The sequence below is a fragment of the Cyanobium sp. Lug-B genome, from assembly GCF_024345635.1.
Classification (GTDB): Bacteria; Cyanobacteriota; Cyanobacteriia; order PCC-6307; family Cyanobiaceae; genus Cyanobium; species Cyanobium minutissimum.
The window spans coordinates 1-21,832 of the sequence record NZ_JAGQBM010000035.1; the positions used below are offsets into that span (position 1 = coordinate 1).

At 70.1% G+C, this 21,832-nt stretch carries 28 protein-coding genes and 2 tRNA genes; 6 read left to right on the forward strand and 24 right to left on the reverse strand.

Annotated features, from left to right (window positions below; genetic code table 11):
• On the reverse strand, positions 1 to 795 hold a 795-nt coding region (locus tag KBY81_RS09715; protein WP_254976379.1), incomplete at its 3' end, for a lipid-A-disaccharide synthase-related protein.
• Between the two features lie 44 nt (positions 796 to 839).
• On the opposite strand from KBY81_RS09715, the gene KBY81_RS09720 reads away from it, so the two are divergent.
• Together KBY81_RS09720 and KBY81_RS09725 are read left to right on the forward strand one after the other, a co-directional pair.
• A tRNA-Cys gene (locus tag KBY81_RS09720) sits at positions 840 to 910 on the forward strand.
• 107 nt (positions 911 to 1,017) lie between these two features.
• Positions 1,018 to 1,203, forward strand: a complete 186-nt coding sequence (locus KBY81_RS09725) for a hypothetical protein (RefSeq protein ID WP_146134626.1) — start codon at positions 1,018 to 1,020, stop codon at positions 1,201 to 1,203.
• 64 nt (positions 1,204 to 1,267) lie between these two features.
• On the opposite strand, the gene KBY81_RS09730 is transcribed toward KBY81_RS09725, so the two are convergent.
• The 3 genes from KBY81_RS09730 to KBY81_RS09740 all read right to left on the reverse strand — a co-directional run bounded on the left by KBY81_RS09730 (position 1,268) and on the right by KBY81_RS09740 (position 2,889).
• A complete protein-coding gene (locus KBY81_RS09730; protein ID WP_254972376.1) occupies positions 1,268 to 1,906 on the reverse strand; it encodes a trans-aconitate 2-methyltransferase in 639 nt (212 codons plus the stop codon).
• Between the two features lie 273 nt (positions 1,907 to 2,179).
• Entirely contained in the window at positions 2,180 to 2,710 is a 531-nt protein-coding gene (locus KBY81_RS09735; RefSeq protein WP_254976380.1) for a hypothetical protein, read from the reverse strand.
• On the reverse strand, positions 2,707 to 2,889 hold the full coding sequence (locus tag KBY81_RS09740) for a hypothetical protein (protein ID WP_254976381.1): 183 nt from the start codon (positions 2,887 to 2,889) through the stop codon (positions 2,707 to 2,709). The genes KBY81_RS09735 and KBY81_RS09740 overlap by 4 nt, the downstream gene beginning before the upstream one ends.
• A gap of 63 nt (positions 2,890 to 2,952) precedes the next feature.
• Here KBY81_RS09740 and KBY81_RS09745 point away from each other — a divergent pair, with 63 nt between their 5' ends.
• Positions 2,953 to 3,948 (forward strand): aldo/keto reductase, encoded by a 996-nt coding sequence (locus KBY81_RS09745; protein ID WP_254976382.1) that lies wholly within the window; start codon positions 2,953 to 2,955, stop codon positions 3,946 to 3,948.
• Positions 3,949 to 3,953: 5 nt separating this feature from the next.
• Here the strand turns inward: KBY81_RS09745 and KBY81_RS09750 are convergent, their stop codons facing one another.
• Complete coding sequence (locus KBY81_RS09750; protein WP_254976383.1) at positions 3,954 to 4,616, reverse strand: hypothetical protein; 663 nt, start codon at positions 4,614 to 4,616, stop codon at positions 3,954 to 3,956.
• 96 nt (positions 4,617 to 4,712) lie between these two features.
• Positions 4,713 to 5,747 carry a phosphoribosylformylglycinamidine cyclo-ligase gene (gene purM / locus KBY81_RS09755; RefSeq protein ID WP_254976384.1) on the reverse strand — a complete coding sequence of 345 codons (1,035 nt, stop codon included), beginning with the start codon at positions 5,745 to 5,747 and terminating at the stop codon, positions 4,713 to 4,715.
• Between the two features lie 436 nt (positions 5,748 to 6,183).
• On the opposite strand from purM, the gene KBY81_RS09760 reads away from it, so the two are divergent.
• Together KBY81_RS09760 and KBY81_RS09765 are read left to right on the forward strand one after the other, a co-directional pair.
• Complete coding sequence (locus KBY81_RS09760; RefSeq protein ID WP_106221908.1) at positions 6,184 to 6,678, forward strand: septal ring lytic transglycosylase RlpA family protein; 495 nt, start codon at positions 6,184 to 6,186, stop codon at positions 6,676 to 6,678.
• Positions 6,679 to 6,736: 58 nt separating this feature from the next.
• Complete coding sequence (locus KBY81_RS09765; protein ID WP_254976385.1) at positions 6,737 to 8,335, forward strand: bifunctional pantoate--beta-alanine ligase/(d)CMP kinase; 1,599 nt, start codon at positions 6,737 to 6,739, stop codon at positions 8,333 to 8,335.
• Here the strand turns inward: KBY81_RS09765 and KBY81_RS09770 are convergent.
• From KBY81_RS09770 to KBY81_RS09815, 10 genes are all read right to left on the reverse strand, one after another.
• Positions 8,332 to 8,838: a low molecular weight protein-tyrosine-phosphatase gene (locus KBY81_RS09770; protein WP_254976386.1), complete on the reverse strand. Its 507-nt coding sequence runs from the start codon at positions 8,836 to 8,838 to the stop codon at positions 8,332 to 8,334. The two genes, KBY81_RS09765 and KBY81_RS09770, sit on opposite strands and share 4 nt — an antisense overlap.
• Positions 8,835 to 9,497, reverse strand: coding sequence for a HEAT repeat domain-containing protein (locus tag KBY81_RS09775; RefSeq protein WP_254976387.1), 663 nt, complete (start codon positions 9,495 to 9,497; stop codon positions 8,835 to 8,837). The genes KBY81_RS09770 and KBY81_RS09775 overlap by 4 nt, the downstream gene beginning before the upstream one ends.
• Entirely contained in the window at positions 9,497 to 10,318 is an 822-nt protein-coding gene (locus KBY81_RS09780) for a HEAT repeat domain-containing protein (RefSeq protein WP_254972368.1), read from the reverse strand. Before KBY81_RS09780 ends, KBY81_RS09775 begins: the two co-directional genes overlap by 1 nt.
• 117 nt (positions 10,319 to 10,435) lie before the next feature.
• Positions 10,436 to 10,924: a phycocyanin subunit alpha gene (cpcA, locus tag KBY81_RS09785; RefSeq protein WP_015109240.1), complete on the reverse strand. Its 489-nt coding sequence runs from the start codon at positions 10,922 to 10,924 to the stop codon at positions 10,436 to 10,438.
• Positions 10,925 to 10,984: 60 nt separating this feature from the next.
• Positions 10,985 to 11,503: a phycocyanin subunit beta gene (locus KBY81_RS09790; RefSeq protein ID WP_106221918.1), complete on the reverse strand. Its 519-nt coding sequence runs from the start codon at positions 11,501 to 11,503 to the stop codon at positions 10,985 to 10,987.
• Between the two features lie 372 nt (positions 11,504 to 11,875).
• Positions 11,876 to 12,727, reverse strand: coding sequence for a phycobilisome rod-core linker polypeptide (locus tag KBY81_RS09795; protein WP_254976388.1), 852 nt, complete (start codon positions 12,725 to 12,727; stop codon positions 11,876 to 11,878).
• A 195-nt stretch (positions 12,728 to 12,922) separates the two neighbouring features.
• Positions 12,923 to 13,411: a phycocyanin subunit alpha gene (gene cpcA, locus KBY81_RS09800; protein ID WP_015109240.1), complete on the reverse strand. Its 489-nt coding sequence runs from the start codon at positions 13,409 to 13,411 to the stop codon at positions 12,923 to 12,925.
• 60 nt (positions 13,412 to 13,471) lie between these two features.
• Positions 13,472 to 13,990 carry a phycocyanin subunit beta gene (locus KBY81_RS09805; protein WP_106221918.1) on the reverse strand — a complete coding sequence of 173 codons (519 nt, stop codon included), beginning with the start codon at positions 13,988 to 13,990 and terminating at the stop codon, positions 13,472 to 13,474.
• 388 nt (positions 13,991 to 14,378) lie between these two features.
• A complete protein-coding gene (locus KBY81_RS09810) occupies positions 14,379 to 14,639 on the reverse strand; it encodes a phycobilisome linker polypeptide (RefSeq protein WP_254976389.1) in 261 nt (86 codons plus the stop codon).
• A gap of 44 nt (positions 14,640 to 14,683) precedes the next feature.
• Positions 14,684 to 15,529, reverse strand: coding sequence for a phycobilisome rod-core linker polypeptide (locus tag KBY81_RS09815; protein WP_106221924.1), 846 nt, complete (start codon positions 15,527 to 15,529; stop codon positions 14,684 to 14,686).
• A 263-nt stretch (positions 15,530 to 15,792) separates the two neighbouring features.
• On the opposite strand from KBY81_RS09815, the gene KBY81_RS09820 reads away from it, so the two are divergent.
• Positions 15,793 to 16,221: a hypothetical protein gene (locus tag KBY81_RS09820; protein WP_254976390.1), complete on the forward strand. Its 429-nt coding sequence runs from the start codon at positions 15,793 to 15,795 to the stop codon at positions 16,219 to 16,221.
• 16 nt (positions 16,222 to 16,237) lie between these two features.
• Here KBY81_RS09820 and KBY81_RS09825 read toward each other — a convergent pair whose 3' ends face one another.
• The 8 genes from KBY81_RS09825 to KBY81_RS09860 all read right to left on the reverse strand — a co-directional run bounded on the left by KBY81_RS09825 (position 16,238) and on the right by KBY81_RS09860 (position 21,812).
• Positions 16,238 to 16,831, reverse strand: coding sequence for a chromophore lyase CpcT/CpeT (locus tag KBY81_RS09825; RefSeq protein ID WP_106221928.1), 594 nt, complete (start codon positions 16,829 to 16,831; stop codon positions 16,238 to 16,240).
• 9 nt (positions 16,832 to 16,840) lie between these two features.
• Positions 16,841 to 17,074, reverse strand: a complete 234-nt coding sequence (locus tag KBY81_RS09830) for a hypothetical protein (RefSeq protein WP_106221930.1) — start codon at positions 17,072 to 17,074, stop codon at positions 16,841 to 16,843.
• 31 nt (positions 17,075 to 17,105) lie between these two features.
• Positions 17,106 to 17,178 (reverse strand) — tRNA-Phe (locus tag KBY81_RS09835).
• Positions 17,179 to 17,208: 30 nt separating this feature from the next.
• Complete coding sequence (locus tag KBY81_RS09840) at positions 17,209 to 17,685, reverse strand: ComF family protein (RefSeq protein ID WP_254976391.1); 477 nt, start codon at positions 17,683 to 17,685, stop codon at positions 17,209 to 17,211.
• 249 nt (positions 17,686 to 17,934) lie between these two features.
• Entirely contained in the window at positions 17,935 to 18,207 is a 273-nt protein-coding gene (locus KBY81_RS09845; protein WP_106221934.1) for a DUF2470 domain-containing protein, read from the reverse strand.
• 146 nt (positions 18,208 to 18,353) lie between these two features.
• Entirely contained in the window at positions 18,354 to 19,703 is a 1,350-nt protein-coding gene (locus KBY81_RS09850) for an FGGY-family carbohydrate kinase (RefSeq protein WP_254976392.1), read from the reverse strand.
• Positions 19,678 to 20,937, reverse strand: a complete 1,260-nt coding sequence (gene metK / locus KBY81_RS09855) for a methionine adenosyltransferase (protein WP_106221939.1) — start codon at positions 20,935 to 20,937, stop codon at positions 19,678 to 19,680. The genes KBY81_RS09850 and metK overlap by 26 nt, the downstream gene beginning before the upstream one ends.
• Before the next feature lie 29 nt (positions 20,938 to 20,966).
• Complete coding sequence (locus KBY81_RS09860) at positions 20,967 to 21,812, reverse strand: HAD family hydrolase (RefSeq protein WP_254976393.1); 846 nt, start codon at positions 21,810 to 21,812, stop codon at positions 20,967 to 20,969.
• Between the last annotated feature and the right edge of the window lie 20 nt (positions 21,813 to 21,832).

A 21,832-nucleotide genomic window follows, 5' to 3' on the forward strand; every position in this document is an offset into this window, starting at 1 on the left:
GTGACGGGAGCCGGTGGCCAGCAGCACGCTCATCGCTGGGCACCCCTCGACCGGCGGCAGGGCCTCCAGCAGGCCGCGCAGGTTGCCGAGGGCCTCGGGCAGGCGACTGCCGGGCAGCAGCAGCAGCCGGCGCCGCCCCTGCAGCCAGGCGGGCAGCGGCGGGGCGGGGGGGAAGCCATCCATCATCGGATTGCCCGGGGCGACGGCCGGCACCCCGTGGCGCCGCAGCCCCCGGGCGGTGAGGCGATCCCGCACCGCCACCAGCCGGCAGCGGCGCCGGCCCATCAGGGCCCATTCCCAGGGATCCCATTCGCTGCCCTTGGCCCGGTGGTAGCCATCGGCCAGGGGGGAGCGGCCCCAGCCGGCCGGAGCCGGTGAGGCCCAGGTGTGGTCGCTCTTCGGGGTGCCGAGGAAGCCGTAGGGGCCGCCGCCGGCCCAGGCCAGCAGCAGGGGCAGCAGGTCCCCCACCGCCAGGATCGGCAGGCCCTGCCGGCCCCAGCGCCGCACGATCCGCCACTGGCGCCAGCTCAGGAGCGGCAACCCGGCGGCCAGATCGCCCAGCAGTCCCCGCAGGCTCTGGTTGCTGAAGCCGCCGCTGGGCAGCGGCTGCCGCGGTCCGACCCGCCGCAGGTCGCCGGCCGCCTCGGCGCCGGCGTAGGCCTGGCCGACCCCCACCAGCGGCAGCACATCGACCTCCAGCCCGGGGGCCTGCCGCCTGAGGGCCTCGATCAGCCGCAGGGCGATCAGGTCCTCCCCATGGCCGTTGCTCAGAACCAGCAGACGGGGGGAGGACATGCCATGGCTGATACGATCCGCTGCGGGGAGTTTGCTCCCCGGCAGGCGGCATGGCCAAGTGGTAAGGCAGAGGATTGCAAATCCTTTATCCCCAGTTCGAATCTGGGTGCCGCCTCTGCAACAACCGGGGGTTCCCTGGCCGCTCCCCCCGCAGGGGAGGCTCCGGCACGGTGACCGCCCATCGGTGGCAGACTGCACCGGACATGCCGAATGAGGACTGCGGTGGCAGCCAATTCCCCGGAAGAGCCGGATCCGTTCGTGGCGCTTCTCAGCGAGGAATGTCTGGAGATGATTGAAAAGATCCAGGCCTATCGCGAAAGAATTCAGCTGCCTTCCACCCCCAGGGCCATTCTGGAGGATGCCATCATCGAGTACTACACCGCGCTCAAACGGGTCGGCAACTGGTGAAGGATTCGTGGTGGTCGGCCCACCGTTCTCCGACCCCACCACTGATCATTCACCCGTCGGATCTTCAGCGGGTCTGATCGTCCGGCCGGCCGGGGGGGCGTCGAGGTCCCCGCCCGAGCAGCAGTTCCGCCCGTTTCCTGTGCAGACTCATGGAGGATTCCGTGAGCACCACCCACTGGGCCAGGGTGGAGCAATGTTCCTCGAAGGGCGGAAGATCCAGGCGCAGCGGCCGCCACGCCCCCGCGTCGATTTCCTGATTGAGGTTCGACTGGGGCAGATCGTCGTTGGTGATGATCAGCCAGCGATACTTGCTCTTGAAATGGTCGAGATAATCCCGCACCAGTTGGTTGGGAAGGTGCTGCAGCACATCCTTGACCAGGATCAGATCGGCGGGGGGGAGGCTGGCGAGGTCGTCGAACAGCTGGAAGTGAACCGTGTCGCTGGCGTGGCGTTCGCGGTTGGCGGCCACCACCGAATCGACGATGTCGACCCCCGTGTAGGTGATGTCCCCCCAGTGGATCAGGCGGGAGAACTGCCAGTCGCCACACCCGAAATCAACGACGCTGCCGATGTCGTTGAGCTGCAGAAAGCGCTGCAGGGTGGCGATGTATTCGCCGTTGAACTCCGGCCTGGACCCCTGTCCCGAGCCACCGCCCCAGGTGTCACGTTGGTAGATGCGGGTGAAGGCGTCTTTGGTCGACATGCCGGCGGGCGGATCGTCGGCACCCTAGCGGCGGCGTTCGGTCGTCCCGTCGTGACGGCTCAGGGAAGAACGCCCATGAGCAGCGAGATGATGGCGAAGCCCACGACGCCCACCAGGGCCAGCAGAGACGTGGATGGGGGCATGGCCATCTCCCGAACGGATCAATCATAAAGAGAATCTGAAGAGTGGGGTGCTGTCTGTGGCCTTCGTTGCCGATCGTCATCTCCGCCTCCCCCTTGCTCTCCTGGCCATCCCGTCCCGTCTCCGGCCCGCTCAGGGGGCGGCGTCCACCCGCCACTGCCGACCATCCGGGCCGGTGGCCTCGCAGCGAAAGGCGCGGTCGTCGAGCAGGCACTGGCCGCTGGCCAGCTCGGCCCTGGTCAGCCCGAGGGCGGCCTCCCCGTCACCGTATCCCGCCTGCCCCACGGCGCTGACCCGCAGCCGCACCGGCCAGCGCGGCTCGCAGCGGCTCCGCTCACAGGCCATGGCGGCAGAACCTTCCGCCAGCACCCCGGCGAAGACCAGCTGGCGATCGAGAAAGGAGGTGTCGCCACCGGGCTCCAGGAACCGGACACTGAGCAGACCCTCCATCTGCTGGTCCAGCCGCAGCAGGCGGCAGCTGGCCGGGGTCGGCGTCGGGCCCGCGCCGGAGGGGGTGATGACGCTGCAGCGGCGCAGGGGCCTTTCCCAGCGGCCGAAATCGTCGCCCGACAGCCCCTGGGCCCCCAGGGGTGCCGAGAGGGTGCCCAGGGCCAGCAGCAGGCTCAGCCCCGCCAGGGCCGCCGGGCCCGGCCGGAGCGTCAATAGCCCGAATCGGCGACGCAGATGCCCTGGCAGCTGATCCCGTTGCCGGCGGTCCGGCCGCAGTGGTGGCAGAGCACCGGGTCGGCGGCGGGGCCAGGGGGGGTGGCCGCGGCGGCAGGCGCCGCGGCGATGGGCTGGTTCGGGGCGGAGGCCGGCCCGACGCCCGGAGGGATGGTCATCGCGGGTCCCCGGGGGGAGAGTCGGGTCGATCATGGCAACGGACCGGGACGCGCGTGATCGCCATGGCCGACATCCTGCCCGCTCCACCGCCGTCGGTCGTCCCCGGGGTCGGGGTCGGCACCTGGGCCTGGGGCAACCAGTTCCTCTGGGGCTACGACCCCTCCCAGGACGACACCCTGGCCGCCTGTTTCCGCCGTGCGGTGGACCTGGGTCTGACGTTCTTCGATACGGCCGATTCCTATGGCACCGGCCGTTATGGGGGGCGCAGCGAGTCGCTCCTGGGCGACTTCGTCGCCGCCCTGCCGCCAGCCCCGCGCCAGCGTCTGACCGTGGCCACCAAGCTGGCCCCGTTCCCCTGGCGCCTGGGCCGACGGGGGTTCGACGCGGCCTTCGAGGCGTCCCTGGGGCGGCTGAGGGGCCATCTGGATCGGGTGCAGCTGCACTGGAGCACGACCCGCTATGCCCCCTGGCAGGAGGGCGCGCTGCTGGAGGGACTGGCGGATCTGGTGGCCCGGGGCCGGGTGGGCAGCCTGGGGGTCTCCAACCTGGGGCCGCGCCGCCTGCGCCGGGTGCACGACCAGCTGGCCCGGCGCGGCCTGCGTCTGGCCAGCCTGCAGGTGCAGCTGTCCCTGCTGGCCCCCGACGCCCTCGGGGCGCAGGGGGTGGCGCCGGTCTGCCGGGAGCTGGGCATCGAGCTGCTGGCCTACAGCCCCCTGGCCCTGGGGCTGCTGGCCCAGCCCCCCGGGGAGGCCCGGGCGGCGCGGCCGGCGGGACCCCGGGGCCTGCTGTTCCGAAGGCTGGGGCCCCGCATCCAGCCCCTGCTGCAGACCATGGAGCGGATCGCCCGCGCCCACGACGCCCCGATGGCGGCCGTGGCGATCAACTGGTGCCGGGCCCATGGCGCCCTGCCCCTGGTGGGGCTGCGCCGCCCCGATCAGGCGGAAGCGGCGGCGGCGGCCGCCGCCTGGTGCCTGGCGGAAGAGGAGCGGCAGGATCTGGACCGGGTGGCTCTGCGTGGCGAGGTGCGCATGCCGGCCAACCCCTTCCAGAGCGACTGAAGGTCTCAGGCGCTGAGGGCGTCGGCCGGGTCGGGACTCAACACCACCGGCAGGGCCGCCGGCCGCGGCTGGGGGGCCTCGGCCCGCTGAAGGAGCCGCACCACCTGGGGATCGGCCGTTTCGCCGCTGAGGGCGCCGTCCTCACCGGGACCGCAGGCGCTGAGGGCCTCCTGCAGCAGGGAGTCGAAGGTGGAGCCGGGCAGCCGATGGCGGGCCAGCTCAAGGAAGGCGCGGGCCAGGGATTCGCCCGCCGCCGCCCGCAGGGCCGGGTTGGAACGCCGCAGCTCCTGTTCCTGGACGATCGAGTTGAGGAACCGCTGGGTGATGTCCCGCTTGGTGGTCGCCCGGATCCGGGTGTCCTGGTCGGCCTCGCTCAGGAAGGTCTGGTCCTCCAGCTCCTGAAGGCGGCGGTTGAGGCTGTCGAAGACGTCCTGGGCCTCCTTATGGATATGGGTGAGCTGGCCGTCGGACAGGCGCGGCAGGTCGGCCACATAGACCTTGCCGTGGTCCCTCAGGGTCAGGAAGGTGGGGCGCTGGCCGCCCGAGCCTTCCCGCTGCATCGGCGCCCCGCCATCGCGCAGGCGGGGGCGGGGCTGCTGGGGGCGCTGGGGCGGAATCGGGCCGGCGGAACTGCGGCGGCGCGTGATGCGTCTGGACGTATCGAACATCGGGCAACGAACTCGTCGGAGCGGAAGGGGGCCTGGTCGTGTCGGCAAAGACGCTGATGACCTTAGGGAAAGCGGTGCATCCGGGCCGGCGTCGCCTCAGTGCGGCAATCCGGCCAGGGGGGTTTCCCCCGGGTCGCCCGCGGCGACGACACCCAGCTCCCAGGCCTGGTGGCCCGAGGAGCGGCAGAGGTCGAGGACGGCGGGCAGGGCCACCGGTGGCACCACCAGACAGAAGCCGACCCCGAGATTGAAGGTGTTCCAGAGGTCGGCCTCCGGCACCTCTCCCTTCTCCTGCAGCCAGCGGAACAGGGGCGGGCGCTCCCAGCTGCCGGGGTCCACCACGGCGTGGACCCCCGGCGGCAGGCAGCGGGGCAGGTTCTCTGGCAGGCCGCCGCCGGTGATGTGGGCCATGGCGTGCAGAGGCAGCCCGGAGCGACGCAGCTCCTTCACCAGGGCGGCATAGAGAAAGGTGGGGGTGAGCAGGGCGTCGATCAGCCCCTGGCCGGTGGCCGGCAGCGGCGTGCCGGCATCGACGGCTTCGGCCTCGAGGATGCGCCGCACCAGGCTGAAGCCATTGCTGTGGACGCCGCTGCTGGCCACGGCGACGATCCGGTCGCCGGCCCCCACCCGGGCACCGTCGATCCTGTCCTCCTCCTCCACCACCGCCACGCAGAACCCGGCCAGGTCGTAGCGGCCTTCGCCGTAGAAGCCCGGCATCTCCGCCGTCTCGCCCCCCAGCAGGGCACAGCCGCTCTGGCGGCAGCCATCGGCGATGCCCTCCACCACCTCGGCCATGGCTTCGGGGCCGAGCTTGCCGGTGGCGATGTAATCAAGGAAGAAGAGGGGCTCGGCGCCGCTGGTGATCACGTCGTTGACGCACATCGCCACCAGATCGATGCCCACCCCGTGGTGGGCCCCGTGGGCCTGGGCCAGTTCGAGCTTGGTGCCCACTCCGTCGGTTCCCGCCACCAGCAGCGGACGCTTCATCCCGGCCGGCAGCCGGCAGAGCCCGCCGAAGCCCCCCAGTCCGCCCAGCACCTCCGGCCGTCGGGTCGTCTCGACGCTGTCCCGGATCCGTTCCACGAAGGCGCGGCCGGCGACCACGTCCACGCCGGCAGAGCGATAGTCCATGGGGCAAGGGTCAGCGCTGCACCGATCCTGCATCGGCACGGGGCCGCGGGGGGCTGGGGAGGCGCCGGAGGGGCCCTGGACGTGGACGATCCCGCGATTGGCCCATGCTCCCATCGCCGGGGCTTATGGGAGCAATCAAATCCGCTGATGTTTCGGTAGCGCCGATGGGCCAGTCAGGCCAGTGGACGCCTGGAAGGGTGGCAAAGATGAAGAAAACTGATCGATCCAGGGGGCCTTCCGGGGTCCATTGGGGCCCTGCGGACTTCGGATAGTTTTCCGGGGTTGTCATTTCCTGTAAGGAATTCACCAGGCCCATTCGGTTCCGTTCACCACAGCCAACACCGCTTCTGGTTCCGGTTGTCCTCAGCGTCCGAATGCAGTCTCCGAAGACGTCCCTGTCCTCGTTTCCCTGCTCCGCCGGTGATTTCCGCCTGTCATGCGAGTCACTCAACTCCTGGGCACCGCCGCCCTCCTCTTCACCAGCAGCATCGCCCCGGCCCAGGCCGGCTCCCTTACTGCCACGCAGGCGCCAGGGAGTTCCGTTGCCATTCGCCCCGCCGACTTCCCCTCCGACTGGGAGCGCTTCCTCGACGAGATCCGCCCCGTTCCCACGGCCAGCAATCTGATCGCTTCCGCCGGTCGGGTCACCACCGGCCAGGCCAGCTGGTATGGACCCGGCTTCTTCGGTAACCGCACCGCCAGTGGGGAGGTGCTTCGCCCCGGCACCCTCACAGCCGCCCACCGCACCCTCCCCTTCGGCACCATGGTGCGCGTCACCAACCTCTGGAACGGCCGTTCGGCCGTGGTGCGCATCAATGATCGCGGCCCCTTCCATGGCCGGCGGGTGATCGATCTGGCCCACGGTGCCGCCCAGGAGCTCGGCCTCACCGCCAGCGGCATCGCTGACGTGAAGCTGGAAGTCCTGCCCTGATCCCTCAAGCCGGCGCCAGCCCGCAGCTCTGAGTCCGGCCCATCCGCCAATCTGGCGGATGGGCTTTTGCTTTGTGCCGGTGCGATTGCTGCAGACCCTGGCCGACCTGAGCGACTGGCGCCGCGGCCAGGCCGGGCGGCCGCTCCACTTCGTGCCCACCATGGGCAGCCTGCACGAGGGCCATCAGCAGCTGCTGCGGCGGGCGTCCGCGGCCGTCCCCGCGGGCCGGCCCGCGGTGCTGCTCAGCGTGTTCGTCAATCCGCTCCAGTTCGGGCCGTCCGAGGATTTCGCCCGCTATCCCCGCGATCTGGCCGCCGATGCGGCCCTCGGGGCCGCGGCGGGGGCCGATGCCCTCTTCGCCCCCTCCGTGGCGGAACTGTTCCCCGGCGGCGAGGCGGAGCTCACCGCCGTGGTCCCCCCGGCCGGCCTGCGCCGTTCTCTGTGCGGCCCCGGACGCCCCGGCCATTTCGAGGGGGTCGCCACCGTCGTCTGCCGCCTGCTGGCCCTGGTGCGGCCCGATCGCCTCCTGCTCGGGGAGAAGGACTGGCAGCAGCTCACGATCCTGCGCCGTGTCGTCAACGATCTGGCCCTTCCGGTGACGGTCCAGGGGTGCGCCACCGTGCGGGAGGCCGACGGACTCGCCTGCAGCTCCCGCCATCGCTACCTCAGCGCCACGGAACGTGGCCAGGCGGCGGCCCTGCCGGCCGCCCTGCAGGCGGCGCTGACGCTCTGGCGCGGCGGCAGCGGCAGCGCCGAAGCGCTGACAGCGGCGGTGAGCGGGGCCCTGGAGGCGGCAGGGCTCGGTGTCGAGTATGTGCAGCTCGTCCATCCCCTTACCCTGGCTCCGGTGCCCGCCGCCACCGGGATCTCCCTGCTCGCCGCAGCCGCCCGCTGCGGCAGCACCCGCCTGATCGACCACATCTTTCTGATGAACCGTCCGCCGATCGTCGCCATCGATGGCCCCGCCGGGGCGGGCAAGAGCACGGTCACCCGGGCCTTCGCCCGCCGCCTGGGGCTTGTTTATCTGGATACGGGCGCCATGTACCGGGCCCTGACCTGGTGGGTGCTGCACCGGGGCGTGGACCCGGCCGACCCCACCGCGATCGCCCCCCTGCTCGACGACCTCGACCTGCGGCTGGAGACCGACGCCGCCGGGGAGCAGCGGGTGCGGGTCAACGGCCATGAGGTCAGTGCGGCGATCCGGGGGCCCGAGGTCACCGCCCAGGTCTCCACCGTGGCCGCCCACGCCTGCGTGCGGGCGGCCCTCACCCGCCAGCAGCAGGCCATGGGCCGGCGGGGCGGCCTGGTGGCGGAGGGCCGCGACATCGGCACCGCCGTCTTCCCGGAGGCCGAATGCAAGGTGTTCCTCACGGCCACGGTGGCGGAGCGGGCCCGCCGCCGGGCGGCGGATCTGGCCCAGCGCGGCTTCGACGTGCCGGCCCTGGAGGAACTGGAGGCCCAGATCGCCGAGCGGGATCACCGTGATTCCAGCCGCGCCGAGGCCCCCCTGCGCCAGGCGGACGATGCCGTGGAGCTGGTCACCGACGGCCTGGCCATCGACGCCGTGATCCAGCGCCTGGTCGACCTGTTCCGCGAGCGGGTGCCGGAGGACGCCTGGCGGGGCCCCTCTCCCCTGCAGGAATCCGAGACCCCCTAGCGGCGGCTCCGGCCGGGGCCCTGGTCGGCCAAGAGGGCCTCCAGCAGGCCCCCGCAGGCGTCCTCCAGCAGGTCCAGCACCCGGTCGAAGCCCTCCTCGCCGCCGTAGTAGGGGTCGGGCACCTCCTCGACGCTGTAGCGGCGGCAGTAGCGGGTGAGCGGGCCGATGCGGGCCGCGGCCTCCCCAGACCCGGCGAGGCCGCGCACCGCCTCCAGGTTCTGCCGGTCCATCGTCAGCACGTGGTCGAAGCGGTTCAGGTCGTCCGTCGTGATCTGGCGGGCCCGGCTGGGCAGGACGATGCCCCGGCGGGCGGCGGCGCTGCGCATGCGGGCGTCGGCGGGGCGGCCCACGTGCCAGTCGCCGGTGCCGGCGGAGTCCACCGTGAAGGCCTGCTCCAGCCCCTGGCGGGCGATCAGGTGCAGGAAGACCCCCTCGGCGGCCGGGGAGCGGCAGATGTTGCCGAGGCAGACGAACAGGATGGCGGTCGGATCAGGGGAGGTCATCGGCAGTCCAGTCGCTTCAGGGCCACACCGGCCCGCAGGCGCACCACCAGAGTCTCCTCCTGCTCCGGCTGCAGGAGCTGGCTGAGGCCCGCCACGGCCCGTTGGCGGTGGGGATGGGGCGGCGCAAGCGGCAGCGCCAGGCCCTCGAAGCCCACCGCTACGGCATAGCGCACGACCCATTCGCCGTCGCTGCGGCCCGCTTCGAGGGCCTCCAGGCAGCGCAGGCGGATCCCTTCCCGCTCCTGCTCGGCGAGGCTCTCCAGCCGCATGGCCCCCAGGCCCCTGGCGGCGGCCCGGCGCACGCTGGGGCCGACGTCCGTGCCCAGGGCGTCCTCGAGCACCTCGAGGCCGCGAGGGTCGCCGATGCCCGCCAGGGCCCGGACGGCCCAGGCCCTGGCGCCGTAGTTGTGGGCATCCAGATTGGCCAGCAGGGGCCCGACAGCCGCCGGGCCGATCGCGATCAGGCCGTCCACGGCGGCGACGGCGGCACCGGGATTGTTGAACCCCAGCACCTGCACCAGCTGGGGCACGGTGGCCAGGGGGTCGTCGCAGTCGGTCAGCCGCCGGGTGGCCGCCACCAGCGCCTCGGCGCTGCCGGCCTGCTCGAAAGCCCGGATCCGATCGGCGGCGCGCTGGGAATGTCCGCTTCCGGCCGTCATCACAGCAGCGCGTCCATCGCCATCAGGAGGGCCTCATCATCGCTGTCCGCCTCGCCGCCGCTGGCACTGCTGCGGCCCTGTTCCACCAGCCCCCGCAGGGCGATCAGCTTGAGGCTGTTTTCGGCGAAGGTGCGTCGGATCGGCTCCAGGGCGGGTCGCCATCCCACCGCCCCCAGATCCATCAGGGCCGCGCGGCGCACCTGCAGCTGGGGATGCTGCAGCAGGCCGAGCAGCTCGTCGGCCCAGACCGTTTCGCCGGTGAGCTGCAGCAGGGCGCGACAGGCGGCGCTGCGGACCAGGGGCCGCTCGTGGGCGGTGAAGGGGCGGATCACCGCCAGCACCTCCTCCCGGGCCTCCCCGATCGCCCCCAGGGCCTCCAGCATCGCTTCGCAGGGTTCCTGCAGCCGGGGGCTGTCGTCGCGGCAGGCCCCGGCGACGGCGGGGCCGCTGGCCAGCCGGCGGGTCAGCAGGGGCACCGCTGCCGTCGCCCGAAGCTCGCCGAGGGAGCGGGCCGCGGCCTCCCGCAGGCCGTCGTCGGCGTCGTCGAGCACGGCCAGCAGCTCAGGGATGGCCCGCGCATCGGCGATCTTGCCCAGGGCCCGGGCCGCGTTGCGGGCCACGGCGTTGTGCTCGACGCCGGCACCCGGATCCCGCGGCTGTCGCTGGGTGAGGGCAGCCAGCAGCAGGGGCACGGCCTCCGGGTGCCGGCTGCGCATGCGCCCCAGCCACCAGGCCGCGTAGTACTGACGGGACTGGTCGTCGGTCTGGCGAAGCTGCTCAAGCGCCTCGGCTTCGCTGATCGGTTCGCCGTCACCGGCCATGGTTCTGCGCAGGTGCGAGGGACTCGGGGAATGCTGCCATCCCCGGGGCCGGCGGGACTCCGGCCAGAAAAAAAGGGTCCCCCGAAAGGGACCCGGAACAACGATGGCCGCGAGAGCTCAGACGAGAGCGCTGATGGCGTAGTCGATGTAGTTGTTGGCGATGACGCCGGCATCGCCGGAGACGCCGTGATTGGCCTTGATGTAGGTCAGGGCTTCGACGTACCAGGAGGGGGAGAGCTCGAAGGTGCGGTTGATCTCGTCGAGACCGGCCACGAGGTACTCATCCATGGGGCCGGTGCCACCGGCGACCAGGCAGTAGGTGACCATGCGGAGGTAGTAGCCGATGTCACGGGCACACTTGGCCTTGCCGCGGGCGTCGGAGGCGTAGTTGCTCCCCTGCATCTGGGTGGTGTAGGGGAACTTGTTGTAGACGGCCTGGGCGGCGCCGTTCACCAGGGAGTCGGCGTTGGCGGTGAGGGCCTTGGCAGCTTCCAGGGCGTTCTTGGCGCGCTCGAAGCGGCCGAAGGCGGCGTTGAGCTCGGTGTTGGAGAGGAAGCGGCCCTGGGAATCAGCGGCAGCGACGGCCTCGGTGAGGGGAGTCTTCATTTGAAGGTGGTTAGAGAGAAGGTGAACCGGAAGATGAGGCGGAGATCAGGCGACGACCGATCAGGCGACAGCGGCGGCTGCGCGATCGAAGTAGGTGCCGATTTCGGACATCAGGGAGGAGCAGTCGCCCTGGGTGATGCCGTTGCGGTCGTTGGCGATGCCGATGGCAGCGTCCTTCATCTTGCGGATGCCTTCAGCGACGGAAGCGCCGGGCACGCCGAGGGCGAGGTAGGTCTCGCGGAGGCCGTTGAGGCAGCGATCTTCCAGGACGGAGGCGTCACCGGTGAAGATGGCGTAGGTGACGTAGCGGAGAACGATCTCCATGTCGCGCAGGCAGGCAGCCATGCGGCGATGGGTGTAGGCGTTGCCGCCGGGAGCGATCAGGGCGGGCTGTTGGTCGAACAGATCGCGGGCCGCGTTGGTGACGATCTTGGAAGCGTTGGAGGTGATGCGGTTCACGGCATCCATGCGCTTGTTGCTCTCGGCAACCATCGACGCCAGGGCGTCGATCTGACCAGCGTTGAGGAATTCGCCGCGGGCATCAGCCTGAGCAACGACCTTGGTGAAGGCGTCGAACATTGAGTTAGCTCCTGTTCTCGACGTCGAACGTCGTGATGGGGTGGGTAAGGGGGGGGGTGGGAACGCCGTGTGGACGTTCACCTGTGCTGGGCACGGACTTATTGTCTGAAAGAATCGCCCCAGGATCCGTGAAGTTTACAAAGGGTCATCGGTAGCCGCTGGTCTCCTCTGGCCGGGCCCAGTCGTGGGGCTCCCAGGCACCCCAATCGTGGCTTTGATCTGTGCCTTGATGAACACTCAGGACCCGCGATCCTGCAGCAATCTGCTTGCAGCCAGCCCATGAAAAAGGCCCCATTCGGCATCACGCCGAATGGGGCCGGGAGGCACCGGGTCGTGGACCTGAGCAGTGGACCTGAGCGGTGGATCTGGCCGTCAGTTCACAGGGGTCACGCTGGCAACCCGTCCGCCCTGCCGATGGATCATCTGCTGGGCCTCCAGCAGTTTGTTGAAGGGCACGAAACGCACCGTGTTGCTGCGCTTATGCAGCCGGTACTCGGTGAGTCCGGTGACTTCGATGCGATACACCTTGGCCTTCTGGCCGATGCCCTTGGCCATCTTGGTGATCGATTCGTTGGCCACCTGGCTGGGCTGGAAGGCCGAACCCTTGGCGTTGGGGCTCACCACGGGAACGGCACGGTCCTGGTGCAGGGCCTTGCCGAGCCGGAAGTTGGTGCCGGCGGTGTCCCCTTTCACCGAAGCCGCGGCGCCCCGGGCCAGCTGCATCAGCCAGGAGAATTGGCGGCCCTGCTGGCCAGCGGAGTAATCCCAGCCGGTCAGATAGGGGACCACTTCCTCCCCGAAGCGCTCCTGATACTCGGCGCTGTCGATGTAGGAATCGATCTCGGCGTCGACACCCTGATCCTGCAGGATGGTGAAGTGATGCAGCATCTCCGCCTTGTTCTGGGGGGCACGGCCCAGCAGATGCTTGAAGTTGAGCTCGATGAAGTGATAGGGATTGCAGTTCTCGAAGAACTTGGCGCGGTAGAGACCACTCTTCGCCACAGCCCTCACGAACTCGCGCACACTCAGATAGCCGTTGCGGAAGAGGGATTCGGCGCCCTCGAGACGCTCGCTCTCCATGATGTACTGCCGCCCGAGCACCTGCTGATAGACGGTGCGGATGATCGTGCTCTTATCCTGATCGGACGCATTTGACCAGTTTTCTTTGTTGCGGTCGTTCGCAAAGCGTTCGATGCCCAGATAGGGCGCATTGACGAGGGTCATGGATGGCGGGCCAGAAGGGGGAGGACTGCACGCGTACGGTGCACCGTTCTGATCCTATGAGGGACTCCGCACAGGATTTCGAAATGATGTTCGATCGTTACAGCAGATGAGAACCCACCCGCTGCAGCGGGACGACATCCGGCCAGAAAAAAAGGTCCCCCGAAGGGGACCCGGAACAACGATGGCCGCGAGAGCTCAGACGAGAGCGCTGATGGCGTAGTCGATGTAGTTGTTGGCGATGACGCCGGCATCGCCGGAGACGCCGTGATTGGCCTTGATGTAGGTCAGGGCTTCGACGTACCAGGAGGGGGAGAGCTCGAAGGTGCGGTTGATCTCGTCGAGACCGGCCACGAGGTACTCATCCATGGGGCCGGTGCCACCGGCGACCAGGCAGTAGGTGACCATGCGGAGGTAGTAGCCGATGTCACGGGCACACTTGGCCTTGCCGCGGGCGTCGGAGGCGTAGTTGCTCCCCTGCATCTGGGTGGTGTAGGGGAACTTGTTGTAGACGGCCTGGGCGGCGCCGTTCACCAGGGAGTCGGCGTTGGCGGTGAGGGCCTTGGCAGCTTCCAGGGCGTTCTTGGCGCGCTCGAAGCGGCCGAAGGCGGCGTTGAGCTCGGTGTTGGAGAGGAAGCGGCCCTGGGAATCAGCGGCAGCGACGGCCTCGGTGAGGGGAGTCTTCATTTGAAGGTGGTTAGAGAGAAGGTGAACCGGAAGATGAGGCGGAGATCAGGCGACGACCGATCAGGCGACAGCGGCGGCTGCGCGATCGAAGTAGGTGCCGATTTCGGACATCAGGGAGGAGCAGTCGCCCTGGGTGATGCCGTTGCGGTCGTTGGCGATGCCGATGGCAGCGTCCTTCATCTTGCGGATGCCTTCAGCGACGGAAGCGCCGGGCACGCCGAGGGCGAGGTAGGTCTCGCGGAGGCCGTTGAGGCAGCGATCTTCCAGGACGGAGGCGTCACCGGTGAAGATGGCGTAGGTGACGTAGCGGAGAACGATCTCCATGTCGCGCAGGCAGGCAGCCATGCGGCGATGGGTGTAGGCGTTGCCGCCGGGAGCGATCAGGGCGGGCTGTTGGTCGAACAGATCGCGGGCCGCGTTGGTGACGATCTTGGAAGCGTTGGAGGTGATGCGGTTCACGGCATCCATGCGCTTGTTGCTCTCGGCAACCATCGACGCCAGGGCGTCGATCTGACCAGCGTTGAGGAATTCGCCGCGGGCATCAGCCTGAGCAACGACCTTGGTGAAGGCGTCGAACATTGAGTTAGCTCCTGTTCTCGACGTCGAACGTCGGGATTGGGTGGGTAAGGGGGTCGAGTCTGGAGCGTCAGTCCGGGGGGAGGCCTGGCTGACGTCGACTGCGTCGTTGCTTTCGATGATCGCCTGGCCAGGGCCGGGCATCGCTCCGAAAGACCTACCTATTGTTGGTGACAGTGTCCGGTGGATGGGAGCGCCTTAATAAATGGTCACTACCGCCAGGATCCAAGCGGCCGCAAGCGTTCTGGCCACCTGAGCGTCCGCTGGGGTTCAGCCTGGACGGTCGATCCCGCGGAGGGGTGTAAGGCCCGCTGCCCCGACCACCCGTCCGGCCCATGAAAAAGGGCCCCCATGGAGGGGACCCATCGCATCACCGGAGCGGGGCCCGGCCTCAGCCTTCCGCCTTCGCCTTGCCCTTGCGGGGGGCCGGCGCCTCGGAGCCACCGGTGCCGCCGCCGGTCACGGTGACACTCACGATCTTGCCGCCCATGGCATGGACCAGACGCATGGTCTCGTTCATGCGGGTGAACGGCACGTTCATGACCATGTCCGCAGTGCGGGAGTAGTCGTTGTTGTTGACGCCGGTGACGGTGAACGCCACCTGACGGGAACTGTTGAGGCCGGTGCCTCGGGTACCTGCGGAAACCTTCATGGGTTCGGAGGGGTAAGGGGGGTAAGGCTGAACGGAGGCCCGGCTCAGTTGACCGGGGTGATGCTGGCGATACGGCCGCCTTCGCGCAGGATCTGCTGCTGGGTCTGCAGCAGCTTGTTGAAGGGGATGAAGCGCACCCGGTTGCTGCGCTTGTGCAGGCGGTAGTTGTTGAAGCCGGAGATCTCGACCCGGAAGGTGCGACCTTCTTCGCCGGCACCGACACCCTGGCGGGTGATGCCGTCGGTGGGGACCTTGCGGAAGACGCTGCCCCTGGCGTTGGGGCTCACCACGGGCATGGGGGCCTCGGCATGCACCGAGGGGTTGAGGCGCGACTGGTTCTTGAGCAGATCGCCCCGCACCGAGGCGCCCACGCCCCGGGTGAGCTGCAGCATGTAGGAGAACTGCAGGCCCTGCTGGCCTGAGGAGTAGTCCCAGCCGTGCAGGTAGGGCACCACCTCTTCACCGAAGCGGTTCTGGTACTCGGCGCTGTCGAGGTAGGAGTCGATCTCGGCGTCGTAGCCCTGCTCCTGCAGGATCGTGAAGTGGTGCAGCATCTCGGCCTTGTTCTGGGGAGCCCGGCCCAGGAGATGCTTGAAGTTCAGCTCGATGAAGCGGTAGGGGTTGGTGCTTTCGAAGAACTTGGCCTTGTAGAGACCGCTCTTGGCCACCTGGCGCACGAACTCCCGCACGCTCAGGTAGCCGCGCTTGAAAAGGGACTCCGGACCCGTGAGCCTCTCGCTGGCCATGACGTACTGGTTGCCGAGCACCTGCTTGTAGACGGCGCGGATCAGGGCGGCCTTGTCGTTTTCGGTGGCGTTCGTCCAGTTTTCCTTGTTGCGGTCGCTGGAGAAACGCTCGATGCCCAGATAGGCAGCGTTGGCAAGTGTCATGAGCGTGGGTGCCGGGGGAGAGGCGTTGGAGAGAAGGTCAGTGGGCAGGGCGCATGGGCAGGGCGCAAGGCCGCTGCCGTTGGGCAGACGCCTTCGAGGACGGCTGCAGGAAACGTCCCGATCATGGGCTGCAAGGCGGATCCTATGGGCCTGTCCGCTCGCCACGACAGGGTTTTCAGAATCGTTACAAACCCCCCGGCCGGGGACACCCCTGGCGGGCCGGCCCCACGCCGATACCATCCGGCCATCATCCCGGTGCCGTCATGGCTTCTGTTGTATCCCCATCCGAGGACGCCTCCCTGCGGTTGGCTGATCAGCTGCAGGTGTTGTCCCAGGTGACCGAAGCGCTCACCTACCGCCTGCTGGAGCTTGAGGAGCGCCTCGGGGGCCACGAGGATCGCATCGGGGCGCGGCTGGAGGAGGTGGCCGACCTGGAGGCCGCCCATGGGGCCGCCATGGACGAGCGGCTGGGCGACACCGAGGAGCGCCTGGCCAGGATCGAGGCGGCCCTGCGGGGTCTGGATCGCAGCGGCACCTCCCGCCATCTGCAGGCGGTGCATCCGCCGGCGTTGCAGCAGGAGGCGCCAGCCTCCGTGGCGGGCGCGGAACCCTTCGACCTGGCCTCGGAGGAGGTCGATCCCTTCCTGGATGAGGGGGAGCAGCCTTTCATGGACGAGCTGATCGCCGGCTGAAGGAGCCCCTGGCCGTTCAGGTCTCCAGCCAGGCGGACGGGAGTTCGGCGCGGTAGTCGTCGGTGCGCTCGAACTCGAAGGGGCCGGCCAGGGATCCCCAGAGCTGCTCGTGGGTGGCCGGATCGTGGCCCCGGTCGATGGTGCGCATGCCCCGGGCATCGATCTCGAAGCTGCTGACCAGGTACGCCACGCTCCCCTTGCGCTCCACGAGGCAGCGGCAGCCAGGCTCCACCTCACCGACGAACCCGTCACCCACCTCCCGCACCACGTAGGTGCAGCCCTCAAGGGGCATCAGGTCGGCGTCCCCGATGTTGCGGCGTCGCCCCTCATCCTCGATGGCGCCCCAGAACCGCTGCTCGTCCTGCAGGGCCTGGTTGTGGATGATCAGTGCGCCGTCGCGGCGCTCGGCGCGCAGCACCCGGATTCTGTAGGGCGTGCCGGGTGAGATGGCGTAGGACTGCTCCAGGAGCAGGGAGCCTGGCGCCAGCTGGGGCAGCGGCCGGAACTTGACCAGGATGTGGGCGTAGAGCGGAGGATTGTCGAAGGCCTGGCTCTGGTTGCTGAAGCCGCCGCTCAGGAGCTGGAGGAGGCGGGCGAGGGAGCTGCTCATGGGCGCCACTTAAAGGTCGAGCAGGCGGATCCGGAAGGCCCCCACCTGACGGGCCATGGCCGGATCGGCCTGGGCGAAGGGGTGGGCCGCCACCCGGCCGAGGATCGCCTCGAGCTTCTCGGTGCTGGAGAGCCCGTGGGAGGGATCCTCTCGACTGTGCTCCTGCCAGGCCTCATCGAACGCCTGGGCGAAGCTGTCGGCGTTGTTGAAGATCTGGCTGGAGGTCGAGGGCTGATGGGGCATGGTGATGGGCTGCAGAGCAGTCCGCACGCAATGCCAGGACCCAGATTTGAACTGGGGACACGGCGATTTTCAGTCGCCTGCTCTACCAACTGAGCTATCCCGGCCCGTCGCCGAAGCGACGCAGCGATCTTAGATCACGGCCCGCTGCCGGATCGGGCCGTCCGGGTGCGCCCCCGGGGCGTGCGGGCCAGGCAGAGGAGTCCCACCACCTGCCAGCCGAGGCTCTTCAGGGCCGCTGCGGCGCTGCAGCCGGTGGCCCCGCTGGTGAGGATGTCGTCGACGACCAGGACCGGCCGGCCCAGGGCCTCGCCGAGGCGCGGCCCGCGGCGACAGCGGAAGGCTCCCGCCTGGTTGGCCAGGCGCAGGCTTCTGCCGAGGTGGTGCTGGCCGAGCACCGGCCGGGAGCGCTCCAGCAGATCGGCGCGGCGGTAGCCCAGCTGGCGGACGAGCTGGCGGCACACCAGCGCCGGCAGGGGATTCGCCTGCCGTTTCCAGCTCGGCACCGGCACCAGCAGCGGCCGCTGCCGCCACAACGGCAGCCCCTCCGCCAGCACCTGCACCAGGGCGCCCACCCTGGCGGGATCCGGCCGCTGCCGCAGCCCGAGCAGCAACCGCCGCAGCTCGCCGTCGTAGGACCCGGCCGCCCACCAGAGCAGGGGCTCGTTGCCCTTCAGGGCCCCCGCCGGCAGGGGGAGGCGGTGGCGGCAGTCCGGGCAGGGCGCACCGGGCTCATGCCCGGGCGGTTGCAGGCCCCGGCAGAGGGGGCAGGGGGTGGCGGCGATCCAGCCGAGCGGGAGCTGGCACAGGCGTGTGAGGAGGGTCAGGGGTCCGGCGTCGCCGCTGGCGGCGCAGTCGCTGCCTCAAGCCTTCCCGGGGAGCGACCGCAGCATGGCCACCAGGGTGCGGTGGGCGTCCTCGCTGTCGGTGAGGGCGTGGTCGAAGGGCACCTCCACCCGGGTGCCGTCCACCTCCAGGCGCATCGCCTCGGGCTCCACGGCCACCATCCGGGCCTGGCGGGCCTCGGTGCAGCCGCCGTAGTGGCGGGCGTAGGCCAGCACGGCCTCGGCGTGGTCGTCGTTCATGTGCTTGCAGATGCGGTCGCTCACTGCAGCGGTGAGGGGATCGGCGGCCATGGGTTCCGGTCGGTTGGGGGAATTCTGGGCTCAGGCGCCGGCGAACCGCTGCCAGAGCAGCAGAGCCAGCCGCAGGCCGCTGAAGCCCACATAACCGGCCAGCACGACGAACAGGGCCATGGCGAGGATCGATTGGAGACGTTCGTTCATAGCCGAGGCAGGGGGGAGTCGGCCCCCATCCTGGAGCTGGCCCGCGCCAGCAGGGCCATGCCCAGGGCCGCCGTGCGTTTCGGTCGGTTCAGCACCGGGACCCCCAGGGCCCGTGCCCGCAGGGCCCGCCACTGGCTGTTGCGGGCGCCGCCGCCGACGCTGATCACCCGCCGCAGTTCCGGCGCCCCCAGCTGCCGCAGCCGCCGCCAGCCCGCCACCTCGATGGCCGTCAGGCCCTCCAGCAGGGCCTGCAGATAGCGGGCATCACTGGCCGGCCTCGGTTCCAGGATCGGCTCCAGCTCCGGGTCGTCCACCGGGAAGCGCTCACCCCGGCGGCTCAGGGGCCGCAGGGCCAGCCCCGTGGGACGGTCCGGCGTCATCTGGCGGCTCAGTTCGGCGATCTGGGCGTCATCGAAAAAGCGGCGCAGGATGCCGGCGCCGGCGTTCGAGGCTCCCCCCGCCAGCCAGCGGCCGCCCACCCGGTGGTTGCTGAGGCCGGCCCCTGCCAGGGGGGCGGCCACGAACTGCTTCAGCACCAGGGTGGTGCCCAGCACGGCGATGCCATCACCCTCCTGGGGATCGGCGGCCAGCACCGCCGCATTGGCATCGGTGCTGCCCGCCACCACCTGGCAGTCGGCCGGCAGGCCCAGGGTGGCCGCCGTCTCCGCAGCCAGCGCGCCGAGGCGGCGGCCGCTGCTGCGGATCGAGGGCAGGGCAGCGGCACCCAGGCCTTCGGCCACCCCCGCAGGCCAGCGGCCCTGCGGCAGGTCCCAGCCCAGGCGCACGTTGTTGCCCTCCTCGCCCCAACGCCAGTCGTCCAGCAGCCAGCCCATCAGCCAGTCGGCCTGGTGGCGCAGCAGCAGGCCTTGGGCGAGGCCCGCCTCCCGGGCCAGGGACTGCAGGCGCAGGGCCCGGGCCAGGCTGCCGCTGCTGCTGGCGGCGGGATGGTCGGCCCATGCGCCGTTCTCTGCGGCCCCCGCCCCCGCCTCCGCGGCCAGCAGGGTGGCGATGGCCCCGGCCTGCTCCGGACAGGCTTGGTGGTAAGGCAGGGCGGCCGCCAGTGGCGGCGGCAGCAGGCGGCCCCCGGGCCCGCAGGCCAGGAGGGTGCCGGAGGTGCCATCGACGGCGAGGGCTGTCACGCGCCGGCGGATCTGCTCGGGCACGGCGGCCAGCAGCTGGATCAGGCCCTGCCTCCAGGCCTCCGGCTCCTCGAAACGGCCTGGGTAGGGGGCCTGCAGCGCCAGCACCGGAGCGTCGGGCTCGCCACCGGGGGCTCCGGCGTCGGCCAGAACGGCCAGGCGCAGGCCGCTGCTGCCGAGGTCAACCCCCAGATACAGCGCTGACACGGCTCGCCGTGGCCTGCTTGAGGGTGGCGGCGATGGCGGTCACGTCCTCCCAGGGGAGGTCGAGATCCTTGCGGCCGAAGTGGCCGTAGGCGGCCACGTCCTGGTAGAAGCGTCCGCCCCGCTGCTGGGGCAGTTCCCGCAGGCCGAAGGCTTCGATGATGGCGCCGGGGCGCAGGTCGAAGTGCTCCTGCACCAGGGCGGTGAGATCGGCGTTGCTGAGGGCGCCGGTGCCGAAGCTCTCCACCAGGATGCTCACGGGCCGGGCCACGCCGATGGCGTAGCTGAGCTGCACCTCGGCCTTGTGGGCGAGGCCGGAGGCCACCAGAGCCTTGGCCACATAGCGGGCGGCGTAGGCGGCGGAACGGTCCACCTTGGTGGGGTCCTTGCCGGAGAAAGCCCCACCGCCGTGGCGGGCATAGCCGCCGTAGGTGTCGACGATGATCTTGCGGCCCGTCAGGCCGGCGTCGCCCTGGGGGCCGCCCACCACGAACTTGCCGGTGGGGTTGACGTAGAAGCGGGTGCTCTCCTTGGAGGGCTTGAGGGGCAGATCGGCCGTGGCGGGCAGCACCACATGCGTCCAGAGGTCGTCCTTGATGCGCTGCTGCACCGCTTTCTCGTCGCTGATCCCCTCCACTTCGGCGGTGTGCTGGGTGGAGATGAGGATCGTGTCGATCGCCACAGGGCGGTCGTTCTCGTACACCACGCTCACCTGGGTCTTGCCGTCGGGCAGCAGGTACCCGAGGCTGCCGTCATGGCGCACCTGGGCCAACCGCAGGGCCAGCCGGTGGGCCAGGCTGATGGGCAGCGGCATCAGCTCCGGGGTTTCGTCGCAGGCGTAGCCGAACATGATGCCCTGGTCGCCGGCGCCCACCTTGTCGAGGGGATCGCCGTCATGGTCGTCGGCCTCATCCACACCCTGGGCAATGTCCGGCGACTGCTGATCAAGGGCGATCAGCACGGCGCAGCTGCGGGCGTCGAAGCCGCCGGCGCGGGCGCCGCTGTAGCCGATCTGTTCGATCACGCCCCGCACCAGGGTGTTGAAGTCGACGCGGGCGTTGGTGGTGACTTCCCCTGTGATCAGGCAGAGGCCGGTGTTCACCACGGTCTCGCAGGCCACCCGGCTGGAGGGGTCCTGGGCCAGCAGCGCGTCGAGCACGGCGTCGCTGACCTGATCACAGATCTTGTCGGGGTGGCCTTCCGTCACCGATTCCGAGGTGAAGACGAAACGGCTCATAGGGGCAGGGGGTCAGTCGATGGCTGAGCTTATTCCCGTGGGGCGACCATCCCAGTGGCGCTGGAACCATTGGGGGGGATGGCGGCGTTCCCCGGCACGACGGCGAGCTCCCGCCAGTGGTCCAGCTGCAGGAAGGAGCCGTCCAGCGCCACCGGCCAACGCCAGCCTGCCCGGTAGCCCAGGACCACCGGCACCCCGGCGGCCCTCGCCATGCGCAGGTCGCTGTTGGCGTCGCCGATCAGGGCGCAGCCCTCCACCGCCACGCCCAGCTCCGCGCACAGGCCATGGACGGCGGCGGGGTCGGGTTTGCGGGGCTGATGCTCGGCGCTCCAGAGGGCCTGCACGTAGGTGGCCAGATCGTGGGCGGCCAGAAAGGCTTCGATGCCCTCCACGTGGTCGTTGCTGATGACGGCGCAGCGCACTCCCGCCAGGCGCAGGGCCTCCAGCAGGGACCGCAGGCCCGGGGTGGGGGCCGGTCGCTGCTCACTCCCCTGGCCGTGCAGGGCATCGGTGCGGGCGAACACCGCCTCGGCCGTGGCCAGGGCTTCGGGCCAGCCGAGGCCCACCTGGGCCAGGGCGGTGGCGGTGGCCACCAGGTTCTGGTCGCGGCTGGCCACCGCCATCGTGCCGGCCGGGTGGATGCCCTCGGCGGACAGGCCATAGGCGCGATGCAGCAGGGCGCCCAGGTCGCGGTGCCGCTCCGGGTCGTGCTCGGCCAGGCCGGCCAGGGCCAGACAATGAAAGACCCTGGCCTGGGCCAGGGCCACGAGCATCGGCTCGCTGTGGCTCATGGTGCCGTCCTTGTCGAACAGCACCGCCTCCAGGGGGCGGTCCCCGCAGGGCAGCGGGGTGCCCCGCAGGGAAAGGTGAACCATCGTCAGCGGATCCGGCGCGA